20 protein-coding genes are annotated in these 20,446 nt (G+C 41.8%); 18 read left to right on the top strand and 2 right to left on the bottom strand.

Annotated elements, in window-relative coordinates; all coding sequences use genetic code 11:
* Window positions 1-6 precede the first annotated feature (6 nt).
* The 9 genes from B9A52_RS25400 (at window position 7) to B9A52_RS04435 (ending at window position 8,300) form a co-directional block, all read left to right on the top strand.
* Window positions 7-180 carry a hypothetical protein gene (locus tag B9A52_RS25400; protein ID WP_157370051.1) on the top strand — a complete coding sequence of 58 codons (174 nt, stop codon included), beginning with the start codon at window positions 7-9 and terminating at the stop codon, window positions 178-180.
* A gap of 221 nt (window positions 181-401) precedes the next feature.
* Complete coding sequence (gene dcm, locus B9A52_RS04410) at window positions 402-1,400, top strand: DNA cytosine methyltransferase (RefSeq protein ID WP_084119163.1); 999 nt, start codon at window positions 402-404, stop codon at window positions 1,398-1,400.
* Window positions 1,366-2,421 (top strand): HaeII family restriction endonuclease, encoded by a 1,056-nt coding sequence (locus B9A52_RS04415; RefSeq protein WP_084119164.1) that lies wholly within the window; start codon window positions 1,366-1,368, stop codon window positions 2,419-2,421. The genes dcm and B9A52_RS04415 overlap by 35 nt, the downstream gene beginning before the upstream one ends.
* Window positions 2,422-2,613: 192 nt before the next feature.
* Entirely contained in the window at window positions 2,614-4,797 is a 2,184-nt protein-coding gene (locus tag B9A52_RS04420) for a TonB-dependent receptor family protein (RefSeq protein WP_084123386.1), read from the top strand.
* Window positions 4,794-4,946, top strand: a complete 153-nt coding sequence (locus B9A52_RS25405; RefSeq protein WP_157370065.1) for a hypothetical protein — start codon at window positions 4,794-4,796, stop codon at window positions 4,944-4,946. The genes B9A52_RS04420 and B9A52_RS25405 overlap by 4 nt, the downstream gene beginning before the upstream one ends.
* 146 nt (window positions 4,947-5,092) lie before the next feature.
* Window positions 5,093-5,902 carry a tyrosine-type recombinase/integrase gene (locus B9A52_RS04425; RefSeq protein ID WP_084119151.1) on the top strand — a complete coding sequence of 270 codons (810 nt, stop codon included), beginning with the start codon at window positions 5,093-5,095 and terminating at the stop codon, window positions 5,900-5,902.
* A complete protein-coding gene (locus B9A52_RS04430; protein ID WP_084119165.1) occupies window positions 5,902-7,074 on the top strand; it encodes an IS91 family transposase in 1,173 nt (390 codons plus the stop codon). Before B9A52_RS04425 ends, B9A52_RS04430 begins: the two co-directional genes overlap by 1 nt.
* Before the next feature lie 14 nt (window positions 7,075-7,088).
* Window positions 7,089-7,262, top strand: coding sequence for a hypothetical protein (locus B9A52_RS25410; protein ID WP_157370051.1), 174 nt, complete (start codon window positions 7,089-7,091; stop codon window positions 7,260-7,262).
* A 129-nt stretch (window positions 7,263-7,391) separates the two neighbouring features.
* Entirely contained in the window at window positions 7,392-8,300 is a 909-nt protein-coding gene (locus tag B9A52_RS04435; RefSeq protein WP_172805165.1) for a leucine-rich repeat domain-containing protein, read from the top strand.
* Window positions 8,301-8,439: 139 nt separating this feature from the next.
* Here B9A52_RS04435 and B9A52_RS04440 read toward each other — a convergent pair whose 3' ends face one another.
* Window positions 8,440-9,999, bottom strand: a complete 1,560-nt coding sequence (locus tag B9A52_RS04440; RefSeq protein ID WP_084119167.1) for an IS1182 family transposase — start codon at window positions 9,997-9,999, stop codon at window positions 8,440-8,442.
* 337 nt (window positions 10,000-10,336) lie between these two features.
* Between B9A52_RS04440 and B9A52_RS04445 the strand changes: the two genes are divergently transcribed.
* The 8 genes from B9A52_RS04445 to B9A52_RS04480 all read left to right on the top strand — a co-directional run bounded on the left by B9A52_RS04445 (window position 10,337) and on the right by B9A52_RS04480 (window position 16,753).
* Window positions 10,337-11,932, top strand: a complete 1,596-nt coding sequence (locus B9A52_RS04445) for an IS1182 family transposase (RefSeq protein WP_084119168.1) — start codon at window positions 10,337-10,339, stop codon at window positions 11,930-11,932.
* A 125-nt stretch (window positions 11,933-12,057) separates the two neighbouring features.
* On the top strand, window positions 12,058-12,279 hold the full coding sequence (locus B9A52_RS04450; RefSeq protein WP_084119169.1) for an antitoxin VbhA family protein: 222 nt from the start codon (window positions 12,058-12,060) through the stop codon (window positions 12,277-12,279).
* A gap of 91 nt (window positions 12,280-12,370) precedes the next feature.
* Complete coding sequence (locus tag B9A52_RS04455) at window positions 12,371-12,877, top strand: Fic/DOC family protein (RefSeq protein WP_231955488.1); 507 nt, start codon at window positions 12,371-12,373, stop codon at window positions 12,875-12,877.
* Window positions 12,878-13,180: 303 nt separating this feature from the next.
* Window positions 13,181-13,720 carry a DUF6557 family protein gene (locus B9A52_RS04460; RefSeq protein ID WP_084119171.1) on the top strand — a complete coding sequence of 180 codons (540 nt, stop codon included), beginning with the start codon at window positions 13,181-13,183 and terminating at the stop codon, window positions 13,718-13,720.
* A 142-nt stretch (window positions 13,721-13,862) separates the two neighbouring features.
* The gene (locus B9A52_RS04465; RefSeq protein WP_157370066.1) at window positions 13,863-14,333 is read left to right on the top strand and encodes a hypothetical protein; all 471 of its coding nucleotides are present in this window, start codon (window positions 13,863-13,865) and stop codon (window positions 14,331-14,333) included.
* A gap of 56 nt (window positions 14,334-14,389) precedes the next feature.
* Entirely contained in the window at window positions 14,390-14,632 is a 243-nt protein-coding gene (locus B9A52_RS04470; protein WP_084123387.1) for a hypothetical protein, read from the top strand.
* Entirely contained in the window at window positions 14,629-15,027 is a 399-nt protein-coding gene (locus B9A52_RS04475) for a type II toxin-antitoxin system VapC family toxin (RefSeq protein WP_084119173.1), read from the top strand. Before B9A52_RS04470 ends, B9A52_RS04475 begins: the two co-directional genes overlap by 4 nt.
* Before the next feature lie 160 nt (window positions 15,028-15,187).
* Window positions 15,188-16,753 carry an amidase family protein gene (locus tag B9A52_RS04480; protein ID WP_084119174.1) on the top strand — a complete coding sequence of 522 codons (1,566 nt, stop codon included), beginning with the start codon at window positions 15,188-15,190 and terminating at the stop codon, window positions 16,751-16,753.
* 19 nt (window positions 16,754-16,772) lie between these two features.
* Here B9A52_RS04480 and B9A52_RS26500 read toward each other — a convergent pair whose 3' ends face one another.
* Window positions 16,773-17,021 (bottom strand): tyrosine-type recombinase/integrase, encoded by a 249-nt coding sequence (locus B9A52_RS26500; protein WP_084119175.1) that lies wholly within the window; start codon window positions 17,019-17,021, stop codon window positions 16,773-16,775.
* Between the two features lie 217 nt (window positions 17,022-17,238).
* Between B9A52_RS26500 and B9A52_RS04490 the strand changes: the two genes are divergently transcribed.
* Window positions 17,239-20,445, top strand: coding sequence for a DUF1553 domain-containing protein (locus B9A52_RS04490; protein ID WP_084119176.1), 3,207 nt, complete (start codon window positions 17,239-17,241; stop codon window positions 20,443-20,445).
* Window position 20,446 lies beyond the last annotated feature (1 nt).

Genomic DNA, 20,446 nt, shown 5'->3' on the forward strand with positions numbered 1-20,446 from the left:
GCAGGGATGAAGTTCTTTGAAAAGCTGAAAGAAAAACAAAACAGAGGTTCTGTTACAGGGAAAGGTATGCCCGGTCCCAAACAAAATTTCCGGGTAAAAAAGCGGAATCCGTCCAAAACTTCAGGACAATGGTCCAAAACCAGACAAAACCTTCAAAGCAAAGCAGATAAATACCCATAGGTGTAGCACGGCTTAGTCCAACTATGTTTTAAACGCAATCTTGAAACGCCAATTTATTTTGGCTATTTTTTTGGCTAGATTGCGTCTAAAACACTTTACGTTAGGCGCAACCCTAAAAAACCGACCGAGCAGACAATGGCAGTTAACAACTAACCGACAAAAATGAAAAATAAAGCACCTTTTTTGACTAAATTTGTGCTGACTAAAAAATACGCATTTCAATGGCGAAAAAATATAAAACAATAGACCTTTTTGCAGGTATCGGAGGCATCCGACTTGGTTTTGAGGCACACGGCTGTGAGACGGTCTTTTCTTCGGAGTGGGACAAAGAAGCGCAGAAAATGTATGAAGCTAACTTCGGAGAAAAACCATTTGGAGACATTAACTTAATTGAACCCAAAGACATTCCAGACCACGATATTTTATTGGCAGGTTTTCCTTGCCAACCTTTTAGTATAGCTGGTAAAGGTCTTGGATTTGCTGACACAAGAGGAACTTTATTTTTTAACATTGAAGAAATAATAAGAGAAAAAAGACCAAAAGCTTTTTTATTGGAAAATGTAAAACGATTAACAACACACGATAACGGACAAACATTCGCAGTTATTTTAGAAAAATTAAAAGGACTTGGTTATACGGTATATCATAAAGTTTTTAACTCGTTAGACTTCGGTGTTCCTCAAAAAAGAGAACGTATTTATATTGTAGGTTTTTTAGACCCCATCTATTTCAAATTTCCAAAACCTTTAGGTTATTATAAACCATTATCAGAAATTTTACAAAATGATAATGAAATTCCGAAAAGCTATTTTCTTTCCGACACAATTAAAGAAAAAAGAATGAATGCGGTAAAGGGCGTTCCGCCCTTTCCGTCTATTTGGCACGAAAACATTGGTGGAAATATTTCTGCGCTACCGTACTCTTGTGCTTTACGTGCTGGCGGTAGTTATAATTATTTAGTAGTAAACGGTGTTAGGCGTTTAACGGACAGAGAAATGTTGCGTTTGCAAGGTTTTCCAGACACTTTTAAAATTAATCTTCCTTATTCACAAGCACGAAAAGTTGCGGGAAATTCTGTTTCTGTTCCTGTAATAAAAGCAATTGCAGGAGAAATAATGAATGCTTTACAAGCAAAAAAGAACGCAGTAAAAGAAACAATTCAATTAACTTTATTAGAACCAAAAAATGAATATACAAGAAGCAAAGCAAGCGTTAGATAAAGTAATTGACAAAGCAAGGGTACATCTTTATAAACCAATTCAAGTAGCAGAAATTTTACATAGAGATAGAATCGAAAAAGATATTACACTATCTGACCTTACCACGTATCGAACAACTTCAAAAAAATGGCGTGATATTGTTTGCATTCAGTTTTTAGGAAGAACAAGTACTTCATCTGCCCGTTATCAAGAAGATGTTTTCAATGACAACGCAGTTCCTCCGACCGTTCTCGATATACTTGGAAAAGAAAATAGAACAAAAAATGGAATTGTAGAAGCGTATGTTTATCGCAAATTCCTTGAACGCTTTAGTCAAATGTCGACAGGGTTAGATTACACAATCACACACGACAAAAGTAATTTTAAACTCGATGAGTTTCTTGCAATGTTTTGGAATGAGCCAGGTCTCCGCAGAAGCATTGATAAGATTTATGAAATAATTGTTTATTCACTTTTTTCTGCATTAGTTGAAGCACTTGAAGTTTCAGTAGAAGTAAGTATGAATCCAAATAAAACCGACATCCTAAAAGAATTTGAAGATTTTGCTAAAAGTGTAATTCAGTTAACGCCTGCACAAACAACTATTAAATTAAAAGCAAGAATAAATCGAGTTGGTGTAACGAATGCGGCTGACAGAGGACTTGATATGTGGGCTAACTTTGGACTTGCAATTCAGATTAAACATTTGTCCCTCACAGAAGAACTTGCAGAAAATATTGTTTCCTCTGTATCGGCTGACCGTATCGTTATTGTATGTAAGGACACAGAAGAAAAAATTATCGTTTCTATCCTTAATCAAATGGGGTGGAAATCTAAAATACAAAGCATAGTAACCGAAAGTCATTTATTAGCTTGGTATGAAAAGGCACTAAGAGGGAAATATGCAAAAACTATTGGCGACAAAGTTCTTAAAAATCTAACGGACGAAATACAAGTTGAATTTCCAGCGACAGACAATAAAGAATTTTTGAAATTTATAAAGCAAAGAGGTTACGACAAGTTGACCGACAAGAATTGGTAGACGAACAAAGGGCAGCGCCTAACAGCACCTACAAGAAATTGGCGGTTCAGTGCTTCGTATGACAGTTTTGTGGTTAATCAAACATTCGTTCTTCGTATGAACATTTGTGGTAAAAATCGCCAACTTCTTGTAGCTGCAAACCGTTATGGGCAACCGTTTGGCGACCCTGCAACATCAAACAAACAGGACAATATGAAACAACTTTTACTTATTTCAACCGCGACACTGATTACAGTGACAGCATTTGGACAAACAACAACCGACACAACTAAAACTCACGAACTTTCTCCTGTGACGGTTCAAGGCAGTCACATACCACAGGACATTCAACGACTTGAGCCAATACAAGGCACTTACATTTATTCAGGTAAGAAGAGCGAAGTAATTGATATGACCCAAAAGAATGTTGCTATGACAGAGAAATACGGCAGACAGATTTTTGCAAAAATACCGGGGGTGTTTGTCTACGATATGGATGGCACAGGCAATCAAGTAAACATTTCTACTCGTGGACTTGACCCGCACCGAGGTTGGGAATTTAATATCCGTAAAGACGGCATTCTCACCAACTCTGATATGTATGGTTATCCCGCCAGCCATTACAATATTCCAATGGAAGCAGTAGAACGTATTGAATTAGTGAGAGGTACTGGCTCATTGCAATATGGCGGGCAATTTGGCGGTATGCTCAATTATATTAGCAAACAACCAGATAGTACTCAGAAAATTTCATTTGAAAGTATAAATACAATTGGCTCCTACGGTTTGTTGAGTACATACAATAGCCTTTCTGGTAAAGTTGGTAAAATTCGATATTCCGCTTGGATGAATAAAAAAGCTTTAACTGGTTATAGAGCAAATAGTGAATCACAGTTTAACGCAGAGGGGATTTCTATTTATTATGATGCCACCAAAAATCTTCAATTTAAATTTGATTGGACACATTCCAATTATTTGACTTCTCTTGCTGGTGCATTGGATGATAGTTTATTTCGATTAAATCCAAGAATGGCTACACGTTCACGTAATTATTATAATCCAAACATTCACGTGCCATCTATAAAAATGGATTGGAAAATTTCTGCTTCCACACAATTAAGCCTTACCACCTCTGCTGTTCTTGGGACAAGGAATAGTGTAATGTTTGATAAACCAGCTACGGTAAATGACACCATCAATCCTGCAACACTTCAATATAGCAATAGGCAAGTAGATATTGATAATTACAATAGTTATACAACTGAGCTACGAGTGCTTCATTCCTATAAATTTCTAAAAAGGAAAAACTCGATTTCCGCAGGAATACAATATATGAATAATGATATGCGTAGAAGACAGCAAGGTGTGGGAACAACAGGAAGTGATTTTGATTTGACATTAGTAACTCCGGCCTGGGGAAGAGATCTTAATTTCAGAACCAATAATATAGCCATTTTCGCTGAAAACCTTTGGGTACTTTCGGATAAGTTTTCCATAAACACAGGAGCGAGAATCGAAATAGGGAAAAGCGATTTGACAGGTACTACCGCTTATTATCTTGATAGCGAGCTTCCCAATCAAATAAAACATAGTTTCCCGCTTTTTGGCGTAAATGCTCAATACAATATTAACCAAAGAATAAATCTATATGCGGGTTGGTCACAGGCTTACCGCCCTGTAATTTTAAAAGACATTGTCCCTCAATCTGTATTTGAAATAACCGACAATAATTTAAAAGATGCTTTTGGCTACAATGCCGAATTGGGCTTTAGAGGTAATTGGAAATTCTTAAAATGGGATGCAACGGCTTTTTATGTGCAGTATAATAATCGTTTAGGAACTGTTGCACAAACTGATACAGCTGGAAATCTTACTATTTTCAGAACCAATATAGGTAATTCAAACACCAAAGGACTTGAGCTATTTTTACAGTCCGACTTCACCTTTGGAAATAAAGTTTTATTATCCTTGTTTACATCAACTTCCTTAATGGATGCACGTTATCAAGACGCAAGCATAAGAAGTGTTAATGAAAATGTAAATGTGAGTGGCAATAAGGTGGAAAGCGTGCCTGCACTCATCACACGAATTGGCGCAAATTTACAGTACAAGAAAATCCGCATTTCTATATTGTATAGTTATACGACAGAAAGTTTTGCGGATGCATTCAACACGACCATTCCTCCTGCAAGTGGTGCAACTGGTTTAGTTCCATCATATCAATTACTTGACCTAAACGTAGCTTTCAAAATTACTAATGAAGTAAATTTACAATTCAATTTAAATAATGTATTGAACGAGTCCTATTTCACAAAGCGACCCCAATTTTATCCAGGTCCTGGCATATGGCCATCAGACGGACGGACTTTTTCAGCAACAGTTTTGGTAAAAATATGATGACAGAATTTCGAGGAAAGAATACGGCAGCCCATAACATCACCTATACGCAAGCAGGGGTTTCGTGCTTCGTAGGACAGGAAAGTAGTAAATTTAAGGTTCAGTTCTTCGTAGGATGTTCAGTGGTAAAAATCCCTGCCTGCGTATAGCTGAAAAGCGTTGAACTAAACCTCCTTCGTCGGTAGTTTTTCTGTATTCCATCATAAAGGCCTGATTTTTAACAATATGTATTAAATTTATTCCATGTTCAATCTTTAACTAATTTAATCATGGAAAAAAAAGTTTGCGCCAGAGGATGTATGAGGAGATGTCCTACAGACATTATTCTCCCAGAAGCATCAAGACCTATCTTAGCCTGGTATCTGTAGTATCAGCTCATTTTGGAAAAAGTCCGGATCTGATCAGTATCCCCGAATTAAAGGACTACCTTTTTAAAAGGATCAGTTTGGACGGACTTTCGGTATCAAGCATCAACCAGACAATCAGTGCCTTTAAAATACTTTTCAAAGACGTGCTTGAAAGAGATTGGGATACTATCAGGATCAAACGGCCAAGACGTCCCAAGCTGCTTCCGGTTGTATTCTCAAAGGAAGAAGTGTCGCTTATCCTTAAGAGTATCAGGAACAGAAAGCACTATTGCCTGATAGCCCTTACCTACGCCTCGGGGCTCAGGCTTGGTGAGGTGATCAGTCTCAAGCCCGGCGATATAGACAGTGACAGGATGCAGCTTAAAGTGAGGGGAGGCAAGGGATACAAGGACAGGTATACCCTTCTGCCCCATAAGTTACTGGTACAGCTTCGGGATTACTTCAAAAGCTACCGTCCGGTTACTTATCTCTTTGAAGGGCAGGTGCCGGGAAAGCCATACAGCGAAAAAAGCGCACAGTCTGTTCTGAAAAAGGCCATGGAATGTGCCGGAATAACAAAGCATGCCTCTTTCCATACCCTGCGGCATTCCTTCGCCACGCACCTGCTCGAGCAGGGGACCAATGTCAGGATAATCCAGGAACTCCTGGGACACAGATCCCTTAAGACCACTACGGTCTACCTGCATATCTGCAATCTGGATCCGGCCCTGATCAAAAGTCCCCTGGATGAGCTTTGATGGATGCTGTCAACAAGAGGAATGGTGGGGCCGAACTCTCAACAGTCCTGGATTCCCAAAAGGAGGTCTTCCTGTCGCAGAAGCATCTGTGCCCTGATCAGAGAAAGGCCTTTAACGACATCCTCCATTGCCGGACATCACAAATGGGCTCACACAGTCTCTGTTGTGACTCCTGCGGTACGGTCAAAGTCTGCTATAACAGCTGCAGGAACCGTCACTGTCCGAAGTGCCAGTACATCAAGCAGCAGTTGTGGGTGGAAAAGCTAAAGTGCAGGCTTCTGCCTGTCAGGTACTTTCACGCCGTGTTTACGGTTCCTGAGTTTCTCAATCCATTGTTCTACATCAACCAGAGGTTCTGTTACAACCTGCTCTTTGAATGTTCCGCAAAAGCAGTAAAGAAGACTGCCCTGAACCCTGCCTTTCTGGGAGTCGAAAGCGGCTGTCTGTCGGTACTCCACACCTGGGGACAGTCCCTGAACTACCACCCCCACATCCATATGCTGGTTCCTGCAGGAGGCCTTGACAGTGACGGGATGCAGTGGCTGTATGCCGGCAAAAAGTTCTTCGTTCCGGTAAAGGCCCTTTCGGCTGTGTTCCGGGGACTGTTCATGGAAAGGCTTCTGGGAGCACTGGAGGATAACCTTCTCAGGATACCCGGAGGTCAAAAAGAGCTGTTTGCCGATATCAATAGTCTGAAAAGGGAATCTTACGCAAAGATGTGGAATGTCTATATCAAGAAGACCTTCAGGGGGGCGGGCCAGGTGGTCAGCTACCTTGGCAGGTACACCCACAGGGTAGCGATCAGCAACAGCCGTATTCTGGATACAGATGGTGAAACCGTAAAATTCAGGTGGAAGGATTACAGGGACAACAAAACCAAAACCATGTTGCTTGCCTGTTCCGAGTTTGTCAGAAGATTTATGCAACATGTACTGCCAACAGGCTTCTACAAAATCCGCTATTACGGCATCTTGGCCTCGGCCAACAGCAACACCAAAATGAATGAATGTTTCAGGCTGTTGAACATAACAAGGGAGGTGTCATTTTACCATGGGCTGAGCACCTACGAGGTGATGGAGGAGATTTTCGGAGAAGAGATGTTCAGGTGTAGCTGCTGCAAGAACGGAAGGATGGTCTTTGCCACGCCCGAAGGAAAAGCAAATGGTCCCTGAATGAAAAAGCAGGGATGAAGTTCTTTGAAAAGCTGAAAGAAAAACAAAACAGAGGTTCTGTTACAGGGAAAGGTATGCCCGGTCCCAAACAAAATTTCCGGGTAAAAAAGCGGAATCCGTCCAAAACTTCAGGACAATGGTCCAAAACCAGACAAAACCTTCAAAGCAAAGCAGATAAATACCCATAGGTGTAGCACGGCTTAGTCCAACTATGTTTTAAACGCAATCTTGAAACGCCAATTTATTTTGGCTATTTTTTTGGCTAGATTGCGTCTAAAACACTTTACGTTAGTGGCAAGGCTATGACGACAAACACAATGAAAAACATATTGACAATATTAATCGCACTTTTTACTGTTTTGACCTCATTTGGGCAACAGAAAAATTGTTGTGACACATACGTTTACGAAGGTTACATTCTGACAGACCAGAACAAACGACTCGAAATAAATCTGAATTTTTTAGTTCTCCTTGACTCGACAACGGTAGGTTCATATTACTACAATCCGAATTGGGGTTCACTAAAATTGGTCGGAAAATTAAATGCGGACAATTCATTTTACTTAATTGAACGCGATAAATCAGACAGCATTACAGGTTACTTCAATGGACAACTTGAACCTGAATTCAAAAAAGCAACGGGTAAATGGACAGATGGACAAAAAAGTAGAACTTATACTTTTGAAATCAATCAAGTAATTGGAAAGTCATATTGGGACTTCATTAAAAAAAATCGAGCTCTATTTGAATACACCGACATTAAAACAGCTATTAAGGAAAAGGAAAAAGTGCTTAGTATTGACGTTGCAAGTCAAGGACTGAAAAAACTTCCCAAAAAACTTTCTCGGCTTGACAAAATTGTTTCAATAAATCTTTTAGGAAACGAATTTGAATCCTTTCCAACTGTTTTGAGCAAGTTGACAACCTTAGACGAAATATCTTTAAGTTCAAACAACTTAAAATACGTAGGGTCAGAAATTGGTAATCTAAAGAATTTACGAATTTTAATAATGAACAACAACCAATTGACAGAATTACCGAAAGAAATTGGCGAGTTGACAAACCTACTATATCTAGAAATCGGGAATAATCAATTAACAACATTACCAGAAGAAATTAAGTATTTGACAAGCCTCCAGGAATTGCATATTGAGAGAAATAAACTAAGCGACAAGGAGAAAGAAAGAATTAAAAAATTATTGCCCAAATGCGTAATACACTTTTGACAGAAGAAAGCCCAGCCACTAACAGGCGTAACCGTTGCACAACCTCCCTGTGAATCGAGTAATTAGACGTCTTTTTTTCGGGAAGTGGTGGATTTTTGAGATTTGGGATTTTCGAGAGAAAAGATGGGTCGTTTTTCGGTCATGCGGGGCCAGGAGTCGGAATATGGCGGATATCGGCCCAAAAAAGCTCCAAAAAAGCATATTTTAGGTCCCTGAGGGCCTTTTTCATTGCCATCGCCTGCCCTGTGGCTGACCGCCGTTCAAATGCCAGGTACTTTTTAAGGTTGTATGAAAGAGCGGCCATCAAAACGTGCTTGTTGGCTTGGGCCATTCCCCGGCTGTTGATCCTGCGCATGTTCAGGAAGTTGACCAAAGTGCCTAGGACCGGCTCTACGGTCCGACTCCGGATTTTGCTGATCCGTTTGGCATAGGTGCGGTTATGGTTGAGCTTTTGGTGCATCCGGTCGTAGTAGGGCTTGTCGATGCTTTCCTCCAGTTTCTTGAACCTGGTTGCCTTGCCGCAACACTGCTCCCGGAGCGGGCAGCTCCTGCAGACCGTCTCCGAACTCCTGTAGCTCTTTTTGTCGTAACCCTTGCTGTCGGTCTTGATGCCTTTGAAGGTCAGCACGGCACCTTTGCCACCAGCTTTTTCACAGAGGTATTCGTCTTTGTCCGCATGGTAGCTGAAGCCTTCCCTCTCGGGCTTGTACTGCCCAAAGTTTGGAATGTAGGCGTCAATGCCCCGTTCCTCGCAGTACCTGAGTGCCTTGCCGCTGCTGTAGCCTGCATCCGCCGTGACCTGGTCGATTCCCATACCCACTCCTTCGAGGTTATCCAAGGTCTGGTCCAGGATCTCGGGCAGGTTTTCGCTGTCCCTGCTTCCTGCCATACTTGCACAGGCCCCCGTGATGACGTGGTGTGCATCGTCGACCGCCACCTGTCCGCAGTAGTTCAGCTGACGGGCCTTCCCGGGCTTGGTGCTGATCCTGGCATCGGGATCCGTGGGACTGTAATGCGTATGGTTGCTCAGGTACTTGGGCCGTATCGTGTTGCCCAGGTCATCCACCTGCTTGGGATCGTCCACATGGCCGGGCATTCCTTTGTACTCCTCCTCTTTCCATTTATGGTGCCTTTCCACCAGTTTCTTTCTGGCCGAGGTCACCTTGAATTCCGATCCCTCGTCCAGCTCGTCGACATACGCCGAGGCGTCCTCGACCACTTCCTTTTCCAACAGGCTGTCCATGGAGGCGTTTGCCTTGACAAAAGCCGAATCCACTGCTTGGCGCTTGCCCCTGACCATCCCTTTTCCGACGCAGAGCCTCAGGACCTCCCTGAACAGCTGGAGGAACACTTCCTCGCCGTACAGCTGCCTGGTCCGGCTGACCGTGGAGTGCCAGGGCAGGGCCTCGTCCAAATCGTAGTTGAGAAACAGCCGTACGTCCAGGCAATTGGAACAGAAAGCGATCAGTTTCCGGTCCGAGTTGATGTTGTTCAGATAGCCCACCAACAGCATCTTGAAAAACACGGTGGGGTCGATGCTCTCCTGGCCCTCGGTGCCGTAGAAGTGTGCCGTGGCCTTGTAAAGGAAGGCGAGGTCGAGGCATGACGAAAGTCTACGGTAGTAGTTGTCGTTGGGGACCAGGTCTTCCAGGCTGACCTGGTAAAAGAGTTTGGGTTGGATTTGCTGTCGTCCTTGCATGTCTTAAAATAGTCAGAAACAAGGATATAAACAACTGTATATCAATATTTTAAACCAATTTTTAGGTCCTTTACTACCCAAAACCCATATTAATTTGTATCTTCCGTCTACGAGTTGTGCAACAGGCACAGGCGTTTGGCTCAATGGCGGGTGAAGTGGTTAATTGAACATTCTACCTCGCATCAGCTTTTGTGGTGTATTGACAGTTTTGTGCTCCGAAATCCACCACTGCGCCAAGCGCCAAAACGTCAGACTGTCTAAAAACCCCGCCTTGTGGTGAGAAGTAATTTCACACTTTTTCTATGGGATATATAGGGTAATTTTTGTAAATTCTAGCATGAAATTCATACAAGGCACTGACCGCACCCAGCTTGCGCTTTTCCCCACCTGCCTGGACGATTCCCTTGATTCTGACAACGAAACCCGCCTTATCGATCTGTTTGTGAACTCCATTGAGTTAAAGTCTTTTGGTTTTGAGATGGACTTTGTCGACAATGGCAGGCCTGCCTATCATCCCGGGGACCTGCTAAGGCTTTTTATCTACGGATATCTCAACAGGATCAGAAGTTCCAGGGCATTGGAAAGGGAATGCAAACGCAACATCGAGCTCATCTGGCTCATGAAGGGACTCGTTCCCGACCACAATACCATCTCCAATTTCCGCAGGGATAACCCTTCCGCTATCAAAAAAGTATTCAGGGCCACCGTGCAGATGGCCAGACATTTTGAGCTGATCGGTGGAACTCTCATTGCCGGCGACAGTACCAAGCTCCGCGCCCAGAACAGCAAGAAAAACAACTTCAACGCCAAAAAGATCGAAAGGCACCTTGCCTACATCGAAGAAAAGCTTTCCAGGTACCAGTCTGAACTTGCCCAAGAGGACGGGGACAGTACACAAAAGGAAACCATCGCCACGGAGATCGAAAAGCAGTCCGGGCGCCGGGCAAAATACGAATCCCTCTTGGAAAAGCTTGACAGCAGCGACCAGGAGCAGATTTCCACGTCTGATCCCGACAGCAGACAGATGGTCATCCGCAACAACATCACCGAAGTGGCATACAATATCCAGTCCACCACGGATGCAAAGCACAACATCCCGATCGACTTCAAGGTGACCAATAACAATGATTCCAAGGCCATGGGGAACATGGTCAGAAGGGCCAAAAGCATACTTGGGACAAACAGTTTCACAGTTCTGTTCGACAAAGGCTACCATACAGGCAGCGAAATCAGGACAGCCATAGAACTTGGGGCCGAAGCCATAGTTGCCATACCCGCTGTCAGCGGTTCCAGTATGGCCCCGGATCCGGCCTACAATGTTTCGGAATTCAGATATGATCCAAAAAACCGCACCTATACCTGCCCACAGGGAAACACCCTGTCCACCAACGGATCATGGTACAATAAGGAAAGGGGCGGTCCCTCCCGGAAATCAGCAAGCAGCGTAAGGGTGCAGCACTTCAAGACCAAGGCCTGTCAGGCCTGTCCCGCCCTTGCCAGCTGCACCAAAAACACCCGTGGAAGGGGTAGGGTCATCGAAAGGACGGAGCATCAGGACTTCATCGATGCCAACAGAAGAAACGTGGAGCAGAAGGAACACCTTTACAAACGGAGGCAGGCAATCATCGAACACAACTACGGAACCATCAAAAGACAGTGGAACTTCCACTACATCATCACCAAAAAAGGCAAGGACAGGGCCTCCTCGGATGTTGGGTTCATGTTTGTGGCCTATAATCTTCGAAGGATATTCAATCTTGTCGATCAGGAAGCATTGAAAAAGTATCTGAAGATGCTTTGGCTTTGTTTTTTGGCCATACTGGACTTTTTAAGAGTCCGAAAGAAGCTTATACAGCGATGTGAAATTTACAGATTCCATAACTACCAATTTCTACAGCCCCACCCAAATTCAAGGAAATGGGCTTATATTTAGACTATACAAAAAGATAACGGAGGTTTTTGGACAAACTGCCGTTATGCACTATTCTAAAAAAGAGGTACCTAAGAATAAAATGACGGAAATTTTGTAAATTCGTCGAAGGATTAAAACCAAAACATATGTTTGCTACAATCGAAATTGATAGGAATAACCTGACGATAATGGGAGTGAAATTTTCAGATTTAAAGACATTAGAAAGCACAGCAAATGCTTTAGGAAGTAATATGTATGAAGGTTTTATACCTACACCCAAAGGGGTTGAAATAATCAGGGATTATGTAAAAGGGAAAATTTCATTGAGTGAATTGGTGAAGTTTGCGGAAGAAAAGGCTTATGTCTGATTCCTATAAGTACATAGACTTTGATTATACTTATGTAGACCCAAAAACAGGAATTTTAAAAAACATTCCGGGAATTACAGATCCGGAAGTATTGCTTTTTGTTGAAAGTGGAGCAGTAACAAAACGACTTCAGGAACTTTACAATAGTCCCATTAAGATTAAAGGAGTTGAAAACCTTTTTGATATTCACAAGCATTTGTTTCAAGATATATATATCTGGGCTGGCAAAAAACGGGTTGTGGAAATAAGTAAGGATGGAAAACAATTTTTTCCTACCACCCATTTTGATAATGCCAGTAGCTACATTAATTCTTTAATAGCTGACTACAAGAAAATTCGAAAAAACAGAAGAAAAGAATTAGCAGAGAAGTTAGCCGAAATTTTAGATAATGTAAATTATTTTCATCCCTTTAGAGAAGGTAACGGACGTGCACAAAGAGAGTTTTTAAGGTTATTGGCCTTGGAAAAAGGGTTGATTCTGAACCTAAACCCTCCGGACAATAAAAGTGTGTTTGAAAGATATATGAAAGGAACAATAGAGAGTGATTTAGAAATATTGAAAGAATTGATTTTTGAACTAATTGCCTCAAAAAAATGAATAAGAACAGTGCATAACATCACCTTGGATACAGCGGGCGGTTCAGAGTAAATTGAAAGTTTAGAACCTTTAAGAAGTTAGGAGTAGGTTGGAAGAGAACGGCTCCGAATGCTTGCCTACCGCAGGCAGGCCCGCCGTCTCCAAGCTGAATCACGTTGCAACCTTTTGAAACACACAGGCGGCTTGGCGCAGAAACAATTACACTTTTTAGCTTAGTTAAATGTTTTAACAATCTCAAGACAACAACTTACATTTCTGAGAACAGAATTTTTAAATAAATTTGATAATTAACAGCAAGGTAAAATGAAACTATATGACCTAATAAAATCAAATAATTGGTTTAGCATTGAGCTGACCTTGCTAAAACTGTATCCCGACCAAGACAAAATGCTTGATGAATACAGAAACGTTTATGAGAAACTAAAAATAACCGATCCGGCTGACTATGACGAGTTAGAAATTATTTTGACAGAGTATGACTGCGACCCAAACTTTGAGAGTGAAAAAGAAACATACGTTGACGTTTCAGGACAGAAAAAAATACCAGACCCAACTGCAATTACTAACAGTTACGCAATAGAGTTTTTAGAGTGGGACAAATGGCTCGGTATGGACTTGGCAGTAGAGACAATTAAAAACTTTTCAGACTTAGAAATAATAGCTCATAGCCTTTACGAAATGACTTATATCGACTATGACGAAGAAACATTTCAAGAACAACTTAAATCTCTGAATGACACCGTAGAAGAATATAAAAAACTAACACAAGAAGAGAAGAAACAAAAAACTATATCTCTTGACGAACTAAAAAGACGACTTGATGAAAAGAAAGGCAGCAGCTAACAGCAGCTACCCAAAAGTGGAGGTGACGTGCTCCGTAGGATATTTTTTTTATATATAAACAGCAATTCTTCGAGGAATGAAAGGTGTGGAAAAGCACCACCTTTGGGTAGCTTCGAACCGTTGGCGAAAATTGAAAAAACCCATGCAAAGTAATAAAACATATCAAACAATTTTTAAATTCGGATTATTAGGAATCGGAATTCTTTTTTTGGTTATTTCCGTTTTTTCATGGTTTTTGCCTCAATTGATTGTAATGAACGGAGAGTCAATTGAAAGAGATTTTGTCATAACTATGGTTTTCATTATAATCGGGGTTTTTCAAATTATAATCTTCTTTTTGATCAAGAATAAATTTGTTTTGGCAAACATGGGGAATCAATCAATAGTAGTTAAGAATGGGGAATGGGAAGAAATTGTAAACTGGCTAGATGTTGAATCTTTATATTTAATACAGTTTGTTTACCCACCCCTTTACAGGATTAAGATAAAAGGAATTGAGAAAACGTTTTGGTTTAACACTGAAAATCACTTTGTCAATGCAGGTGGATTTACTACTGATTTAAGTAAGAGGGGAGACCTGATTCAGAAAAAGAAAAGAGAATTAGGAATTTAATTCACTAAATCTTTTGACCATCAAACCATTAATTTCGTAAATTGGATAAAAAAAATATGGCAAACCTCACTTTAAACAACAAGACATTAGAAAAGTACTTCGGTCTCTTGAAAGGTTTGGATAATCTTTCCAAGAAAAAGCTGATCATAAAATTGACTGAATCTCTTGATATAAAAGAAGAGAAGGTGGAAATTCGGACGCTTTTTGGCGCATGGGAAGATGATAAAGATTCGGACGAAATCATTAAAGAAATTAGAGAATCCAGAATAGAAAAAACAGAAAATCCTGGTTTCGAATGAATTATCTTTTAGACACTAATATCTGCGTCCATTTTTTAAGAGGGAAGTATGGATTGATAGAAAAGTTTCAGGAATTAGGAACTGAAAACTTTGCTATTTCTGAAGTTACGTTTGCTGAACTAGTATTTGGAGCTGAAAACAGCACTAATCCCAAAAAGAATCTTGAATTAATAGAAGTTTTTACCAATCAAGTTCTGATCCTTCCGATTTTCAGTGCCATTTACCTTTATGGAAAAGAGAAAGCCCGATTAAGGTCAATAGGACTGATGATAAGCGATTTTGATCTATTAATCGGTTGTACTGCTGTGGATAAAGATCTGATCATGGTGACCGAAAATCGAAAGGAATTTGAAAGAATTTCTGGAATTCAATTGGAAAATTGGGTAAAGAGATAGGATAAACTTTCGCTAACATCACCATGGATACAGTGGGCGGTACCGAGTAAATTGAAAAATCAGGATCTTTAAGAAGCTAGGAATAAGCTTGAATAGAACGGCTCCGAAAGCCCGCCGTCTCCAATCTGAATCACGTACCGTTATAGCCAATTAAACTAATATGAAAACTTATAAAATAATTTTTGTCTGCACCTTCATAATTAATGGAATCCTTGGGTGTCAGACCAGTGAGGAACCATCTCCGATAAATCTTCAAGAACTTACAATCCAGAATATTCATAAGGCTTTCAAAGATGGTGATTACAATAGTCAAAAATTGGTTTCAGCTTATTTGGAAAGGATTAAAAACCTTGACCCATCCATAAACGCTATTAACTCAATCAATCCAAATGCACTAAACATTGCTAAAGAACTTGATGAGGAATTTGAGCACACCAAGGTGCTCCGCCCACTTCATGGGATACCTGTGATCGTTAAAAACAACATACAATCCAAAGGGCTTGAAACTACTGCCGGGTCACTGGCATTACAAAATTTCAAACCTGAGAGTGACGCATTCATTATTTGTAAGTTGGTAGAAGCTGGTGCCATAATCCTGGGCAAATCAAATATGGCTGAATGGGCATTTACTCCGTGGGGATCGTATAGCTCAACAAATGGTGCAACTTTAAATGCCTATAATCAAGAATATACTTCTGCGGGCTCAAGTGGTGGAACGGGGGCTGCCATCGCTGCCAATTTTGGTGTAATTGGATTAGGAACAGATACGGGCGGTTCAATACGTTTACCCTCATCTCATGGATCGTTAGTGGGTTTTAGGCCAACGATGGGTTTGGTGAGTCGATCCGGAATTATTCCATGCCAGCTTCGACAAGACATGGCCGGCCCTATGTGTCGGACCGTTGAAGATGCAGCAAGAGTTCTAGAAGTCATTAGCGGTTATGATGAAGAAGATGATTTGACTTCATATTCTAATGGGAGAATACCTGATAATTATATTCAGTTCCTTGACAATGAAGGCTTAAAAGGATCAAGAATTGGGGTTCTGTGGGAAATAGCTGAAGTCGATATTGACCCTGAAATATTGGCACTTTTTGAAGAAGCCATTGAGGATATGAAGAAGCTCGGTGCAGAGATCATTGATCCTGTAGTCATTCCAAATTTTGCATTGCTTCGTAAGAACCATTGGTGTGAAAGTTTCAGATCTGATATTGAAAACTACCTGATTAAAAATGTTAAAAATGACACGATTCGAAAACTTGAGGATTTAATTCGGATTGGTTCAAAATCAAAGTTCACAACAGAGACTTTAAACTTTTCTGCAACTCATAATGGCCGCCCTGAGAATATAGAAATTTCATGTTTGGATGCGTATTCTGATCTAAATAGAATTGCATTTCGAGAAGCCATTGAAAACTATATGGATTCAATGCGATTAGATGCTCTCATTTATCCAACCTGGAATATAAAACCTTACAGGATGGATTCAATAGTTGAGGAATACACTGGCGAAAATACCGGGGCTGTTGCACCTCACACAGGTCAACCAGCATTTACAGTTCCCATGGGTTTTATGCAAGATAACTTGCCGACAGGAGTGGAATTCCTTGGACGTATGTATTCAGAACCGATATTAATCAAACTTGCTTACTCTTATGAACAAGGAACAAAGCATAGAAGAAACCCAAATTTAGAAAAGGCTATGACAAAAGATAAAATGCATTAAAACACATTTTATCAAATCGTTAAATTGCTAAATCCAAATCGTTTTTAACGGTACCTGACCCCTTCCCCCCATAAAAACTCTTCATAATCTCAAAACTACCAGAAAATCCATGCCTCTCCCTGAGGTAAATTTTTGTGGTTTGGACGGTTGAATGGGCTAAGATCAGGCGGATTTCTTCTTCTGAATAGCCGAAGTAAGCCATATGATTGGCCAAGGTATGTCTTGGAACATGACTAGTCAACCCTTCTATTCCAAGGTTTTCACCGATTCGTTTTTACGAACCATTATGACGGGTTATGGCTCTTTGGATAAGGTATTCCTGTTCTTTGGTGAAGTTTGATTGGTTTTCTAGCGCATCCCTGAAATCACCGAAATCTAATTGGGGAAAATAAATCTTACAGGTAAGCATTGCTCAACTATACAGGATATAGCAGGTGGGATATGATTTGAAATTCCATTAATTTAATGCGTTGATTTGATTTCAAATGGTTTTAAGAATACTGAGTTACTGCTTTATTTTCTTTTTGATTTCCTGTAGCCCTGAACTCCCGGAGGATGTGCGGGCAGCCTATGAGGAATTACCGGAAGCACTGGATTTCAATATCCATGTCAAGCCAATTCTGTCCGATAAATGCTTCGCCTGCCATGGCCCTGACCTGGCAGCCCAAAAGGCAGGACTGAGTTTGCACGATCCTGAAATGGCTTTTGCATCTCTGAAAGACTCTCCCGGTAAGGTTGCCATCAAATCAGGAAGCCTCCGCAAAAGCGAACTTTTTCACCGGATCATTTCAGAAGATCCGGAGTACCGGATGCCTTCCCAAGAATCAAATTTGATTTTGACCCCAAAAGAAAAGGCAATCCTGATCAAATGGATTGAAGATGGGGCCGAATACAAAAAGCATTGGGCCTTTATTCCTCCCCAAAAACATGACATTCCGAAAATAAAAGATAAAGCTTGGATCAAAAATCCAATTGACCACTTTGTTCTAAACAAACTTGAGCAGGAAGGAATCCAACCTTCAGCGGAGGCCGATAAGGAAACGCTCCTGAGAAGATTGAGCTTGGATTTGATAGGTTTGCCTCCAAGCCTGGCTGAAATAGATGCCTTTCTTGCTGATCCCTCTGACAACGCTTATGAAAAGCAGGTTGACAGATTGCTCAATTCTCCACATTACGGGGAGAAAATGGCCATGCATTGGATGGACATAGCAAGGTTTGCCGACACCCATGGCTATACCGTAGACAGGTATAGGGACGCATCGCCCTATCGGGATTGGGTGATCAGGGCATTCAACCAAAACCTTCCCTACGATCAGTTTATCACCCATCAGTTGGCGGGGGATCTCCTTCCCAATCCTAGCAAAGAGCAGCTGATTGCGACGGCATTCAATCGGATTCATCCCCAAAATATGGAAGGGGGAATTGTGGAGGAGGAGTTTCGGGTGGAATATGTGGTAGACCGGACGAGTACCATGGGTCAGGCTTTTATGGCTTTGACATTGGGTTGTGCGCGGTGTCATGACCATAAATACGACCCGATTTCCCAAAAGAATTTCTTTGAACTCAGTAGTTTTTTCAATCAGGTGGATGAGGCCGGTCAGATCTCTTGGGATGATTCCATGCCCGTTCCGACGATGCTTTTGACCGATACGGAGAAAGACAATATGCTTTCCTACCTGCTTTCCCAAAAAAACAAGGAGGAAGAGGAACTGGCAAAAATGGCTGAAAAGGAGGAAGATGCCTTTCAGGCCTGGTTGGCATCGGAGTCTTTTCAAAAAGTTTCCAAAATGGATTTTCCGGCAAGCCGGAATGCCTTTTACACTTTTGACCAAAACTCCATTCAGAATCTTCTGAATCCTTCCCAAAAAGGAACCATGGAAAGCAGCGAGGTGAAAAACCAGAAACCCGCCTATGTAGAGGGATTCAGGGGAAAATCGGTCAAACTCAATGGGGATTCCTGGCTGGATTTGGGCGGTTCGGGTGTTTTTTCACGCAGCGAACCTTTTTCTGTAAGTGTTTGGATTTCTGTCCCCAAGTCTTTGACTGATGGGGCGATCTTCCACAAGGGTTCAGGCGCAGTGCTCTATAATTGGCGGGGATACCACCTCAGTCTCAAAAACAACCGCCTGGAATTACTGATGGCACATACCGCTCCCTACAATGCCATCACCAAAGTCACGGAACAGGATATTCCCCGTGACCAATGGATCAATTTGGTCATGACGTATGACGGTTCTTCCAAAGCAAATGGACTCAAAGTATTCCTAAACGGACTTGAAATGGCTACCCAAACTACCCATGACAACCTGTACAAAGACATCCTTTTTCAGGGGGGACAGCCGGGTTTGCAGGTAGGGGCTGTGTGGAGAGGCAAGGGACTCAAAGACGCTTTGGTGGATGAAGTCAGTGTGTATGACAAAGAACTTTCGTCTCTTGAGGTCTTGCAGATTGCCAAGCTTGACAAATATAAATCAATCCTTGCCCAAACCTGGGACAAATTCGATGCTCAGGAAAAACAGGCCCTGAAAAAACTCTATCTCAACAACCATTCTGTGGCTTACAGAGAAAAGCTGAAAGATGTGGTTGACCAGAGAAAAGCCTATGCAGATTCTGTTGAGCGGATACCTGAAATGATGATCATGCAGGACAAAACCGCAAAGCGGAGCACTTATGTTTTGACACGTGGAGAATATAACCTGCATGGAGAGGAAGTTTTTCCCAATACCCCCGAAAGCGTATTGCCTATGCGTGAAAACCTTCCCAAAAACCGTCTTGGACTGGCCCAATGGCTGACGGATCCAGAAAATCCACTTACGGCAAGGGTGGCAGTCAACCGATTTTGGCAAAATTACTTTGGCCGCGGGTTGGTCGCCTCTTCTGAGGATTTTGGAAATCAGGGCCAATTGCCTTCGCATCCGGAATTACTGGACTGGTTGGCATTGGAATTTCAAAATTCGGGTTGGGATGTGAAAGCCATGCAACGTCTGATTGTCACTTCTGCTACCTACCGTCAAGCCTCGAAAAGTAGGCCTGAATTGGCCGAGAAAGATCCTGACAATTACCTGCTAGCCCGTGGGCCGTCGGTTCGTCTGCCTGCAGAATTGATCCGGGACAATGCCCTATTTGCCGCAGGTTTACTGAACCCTACAATTGGAGGGAAAAGTGTGTTTCCTTATCAGCCTGAGGGTCTTTGGAAGGTAAACGGGGCCAACTACGTGCAGGATACAGGGGAAAATCTTTACCGAAGGAGTATGTATACGATTTGGAAACGCTCCGTTCACCATCCTACATTATCCATCTTCGATGCACCTGACCACAGTTTTTCGGTAAGCAAAAGGCAGGAGACCAATACGCCGCTTCAAGCTTTGGTACTGATGAATGATCCGACTTTTGTGGAGGCTTCCAAGGTTTTGGGTGAAAAGATGCTGGCTTATCCGGAAATCTCCAAGTCTATAGAAGATACTTTCCGCAGACTGACAGGAAGAAAACCCAATCCTAAGGAGCTTCAAATCCTTCTGAAATTAAGGGAAAATGAATACCGTAAATTCAAGGCAGATCAAAATAAAACAAAAGGCTGGTTGACTTCCGGGGAATATCAGATTCCTATAGAATTAGATCCTTTCCACCTTGCGGCCAATGCCGTCACCGCCAGTGCCATTATCAATTCAGATGCTTTTCTAACCAAAAGATAAT

Source organism: Aquiflexum balticum DSM 16537 (assembly GCF_900176595.1).
Lineage (GTDB): Bacteria > Bacteroidota > Bacteroidia > Cytophagales > Cyclobacteriaceae > Aquiflexum > Aquiflexum balticum.

Excerpts from the sequence above, each read along its gene's own strand:
- B9A52_RS04420 (WP_084123386.1), top strand. The coding sequence starts at position 2,614 with ATGAAACAACTTTTACTTATTTCAACCGCGACACTGATTACAGTGACA.
- B9A52_RS04430 (WP_084119165.1), top strand. The coding sequence starts at position 5,902 with ATGGATGCTGTCAACAAGAGGAATGGTGGGGCCGAACTCTCAACAGTC.
- B9A52_RS04470 (WP_084123387.1), top strand. The coding sequence starts at position 14,390 with ATGGCAAACCTCACTTTAAACAACAAGACATTAGAAAAGTACTTCGGT.
- B9A52_RS04425 (WP_084119151.1), top strand. The coding sequence starts at position 5,093 with ATGTATGAGGAGATGTCCTACAGACATTATTCTCCCAGAAGCATCAAG.
- B9A52_RS04440 (WP_084119167.1), bottom strand. The coding sequence starts at position 9,999 with ATGCAAGGACGACAGCAAATCCAACCCAAACTCTTTTACCAGGTCAGC.
- B9A52_RS04480 (WP_084119174.1), top strand. The coding sequence starts at position 15,188 with ATGAAAACTTATAAAATAATTTTTGTCTGCACCTTCATAATTAATGGA.
- B9A52_RS25405 (WP_157370065.1), top strand. The coding sequence starts at position 4,794 with ATGATGACAGAATTTCGAGGAAAGAATACGGCAGCCCATAACATCACC.
- B9A52_RS04465 (WP_157370066.1), top strand. The coding sequence starts at position 13,863 with ATGCAAAGTAATAAAACATATCAAACAATTTTTAAATTCGGATTATTA.
- B9A52_RS04445 (WP_084119168.1), top strand. The coding sequence starts at position 10,337 with ATGAAATTCATACAAGGCACTGACCGCACCCAGCTTGCGCTTTTCCCC.
- B9A52_RS04450 (WP_084119169.1), top strand. The coding sequence starts at position 12,058 with ATGTTTGCTACAATCGAAATTGATAGGAATAACCTGACGATAATGGGA.
- B9A52_RS04490 (WP_084119176.1), top strand. The coding sequence starts at position 17,239 with ATGGTTTTAAGAATACTGAGTTACTGCTTTATTTTCTTTTTGATTTCC.
- B9A52_RS04475 (WP_084119173.1), top strand. The coding sequence starts at position 14,629 with ATGAATTATCTTTTAGACACTAATATCTGCGTCCATTTTTTAAGAGGG.
- B9A52_RS04435 (WP_172805165.1), top strand. The coding sequence starts at position 7,392 with ATGAAAAACATATTGACAATATTAATCGCACTTTTTACTGTTTTGACC.
- B9A52_RS04415 (WP_084119164.1), top strand. The coding sequence starts at position 1,366 with ATGAATATACAAGAAGCAAAGCAAGCGTTAGATAAAGTAATTGACAAA.
- B9A52_RS25400 (WP_157370051.1), top strand. The coding sequence starts at position 7 with ATGAAGTTCTTTGAAAAGCTGAAAGAAAAACAAAACAGAGGTTCTGTT.
- dcm (WP_084119163.1), top strand. The coding sequence starts at position 402 with ATGGCGAAAAAATATAAAACAATAGACCTTTTTGCAGGTATCGGAGGC.
- B9A52_RS04460 (WP_084119171.1), top strand. The coding sequence starts at position 13,181 with ATGAAACTATATGACCTAATAAAATCAAATAATTGGTTTAGCATTGAG.
- B9A52_RS25410 (WP_157370051.1), top strand. The coding sequence starts at position 7,089 with ATGAAGTTCTTTGAAAAGCTGAAAGAAAAACAAAACAGAGGTTCTGTT.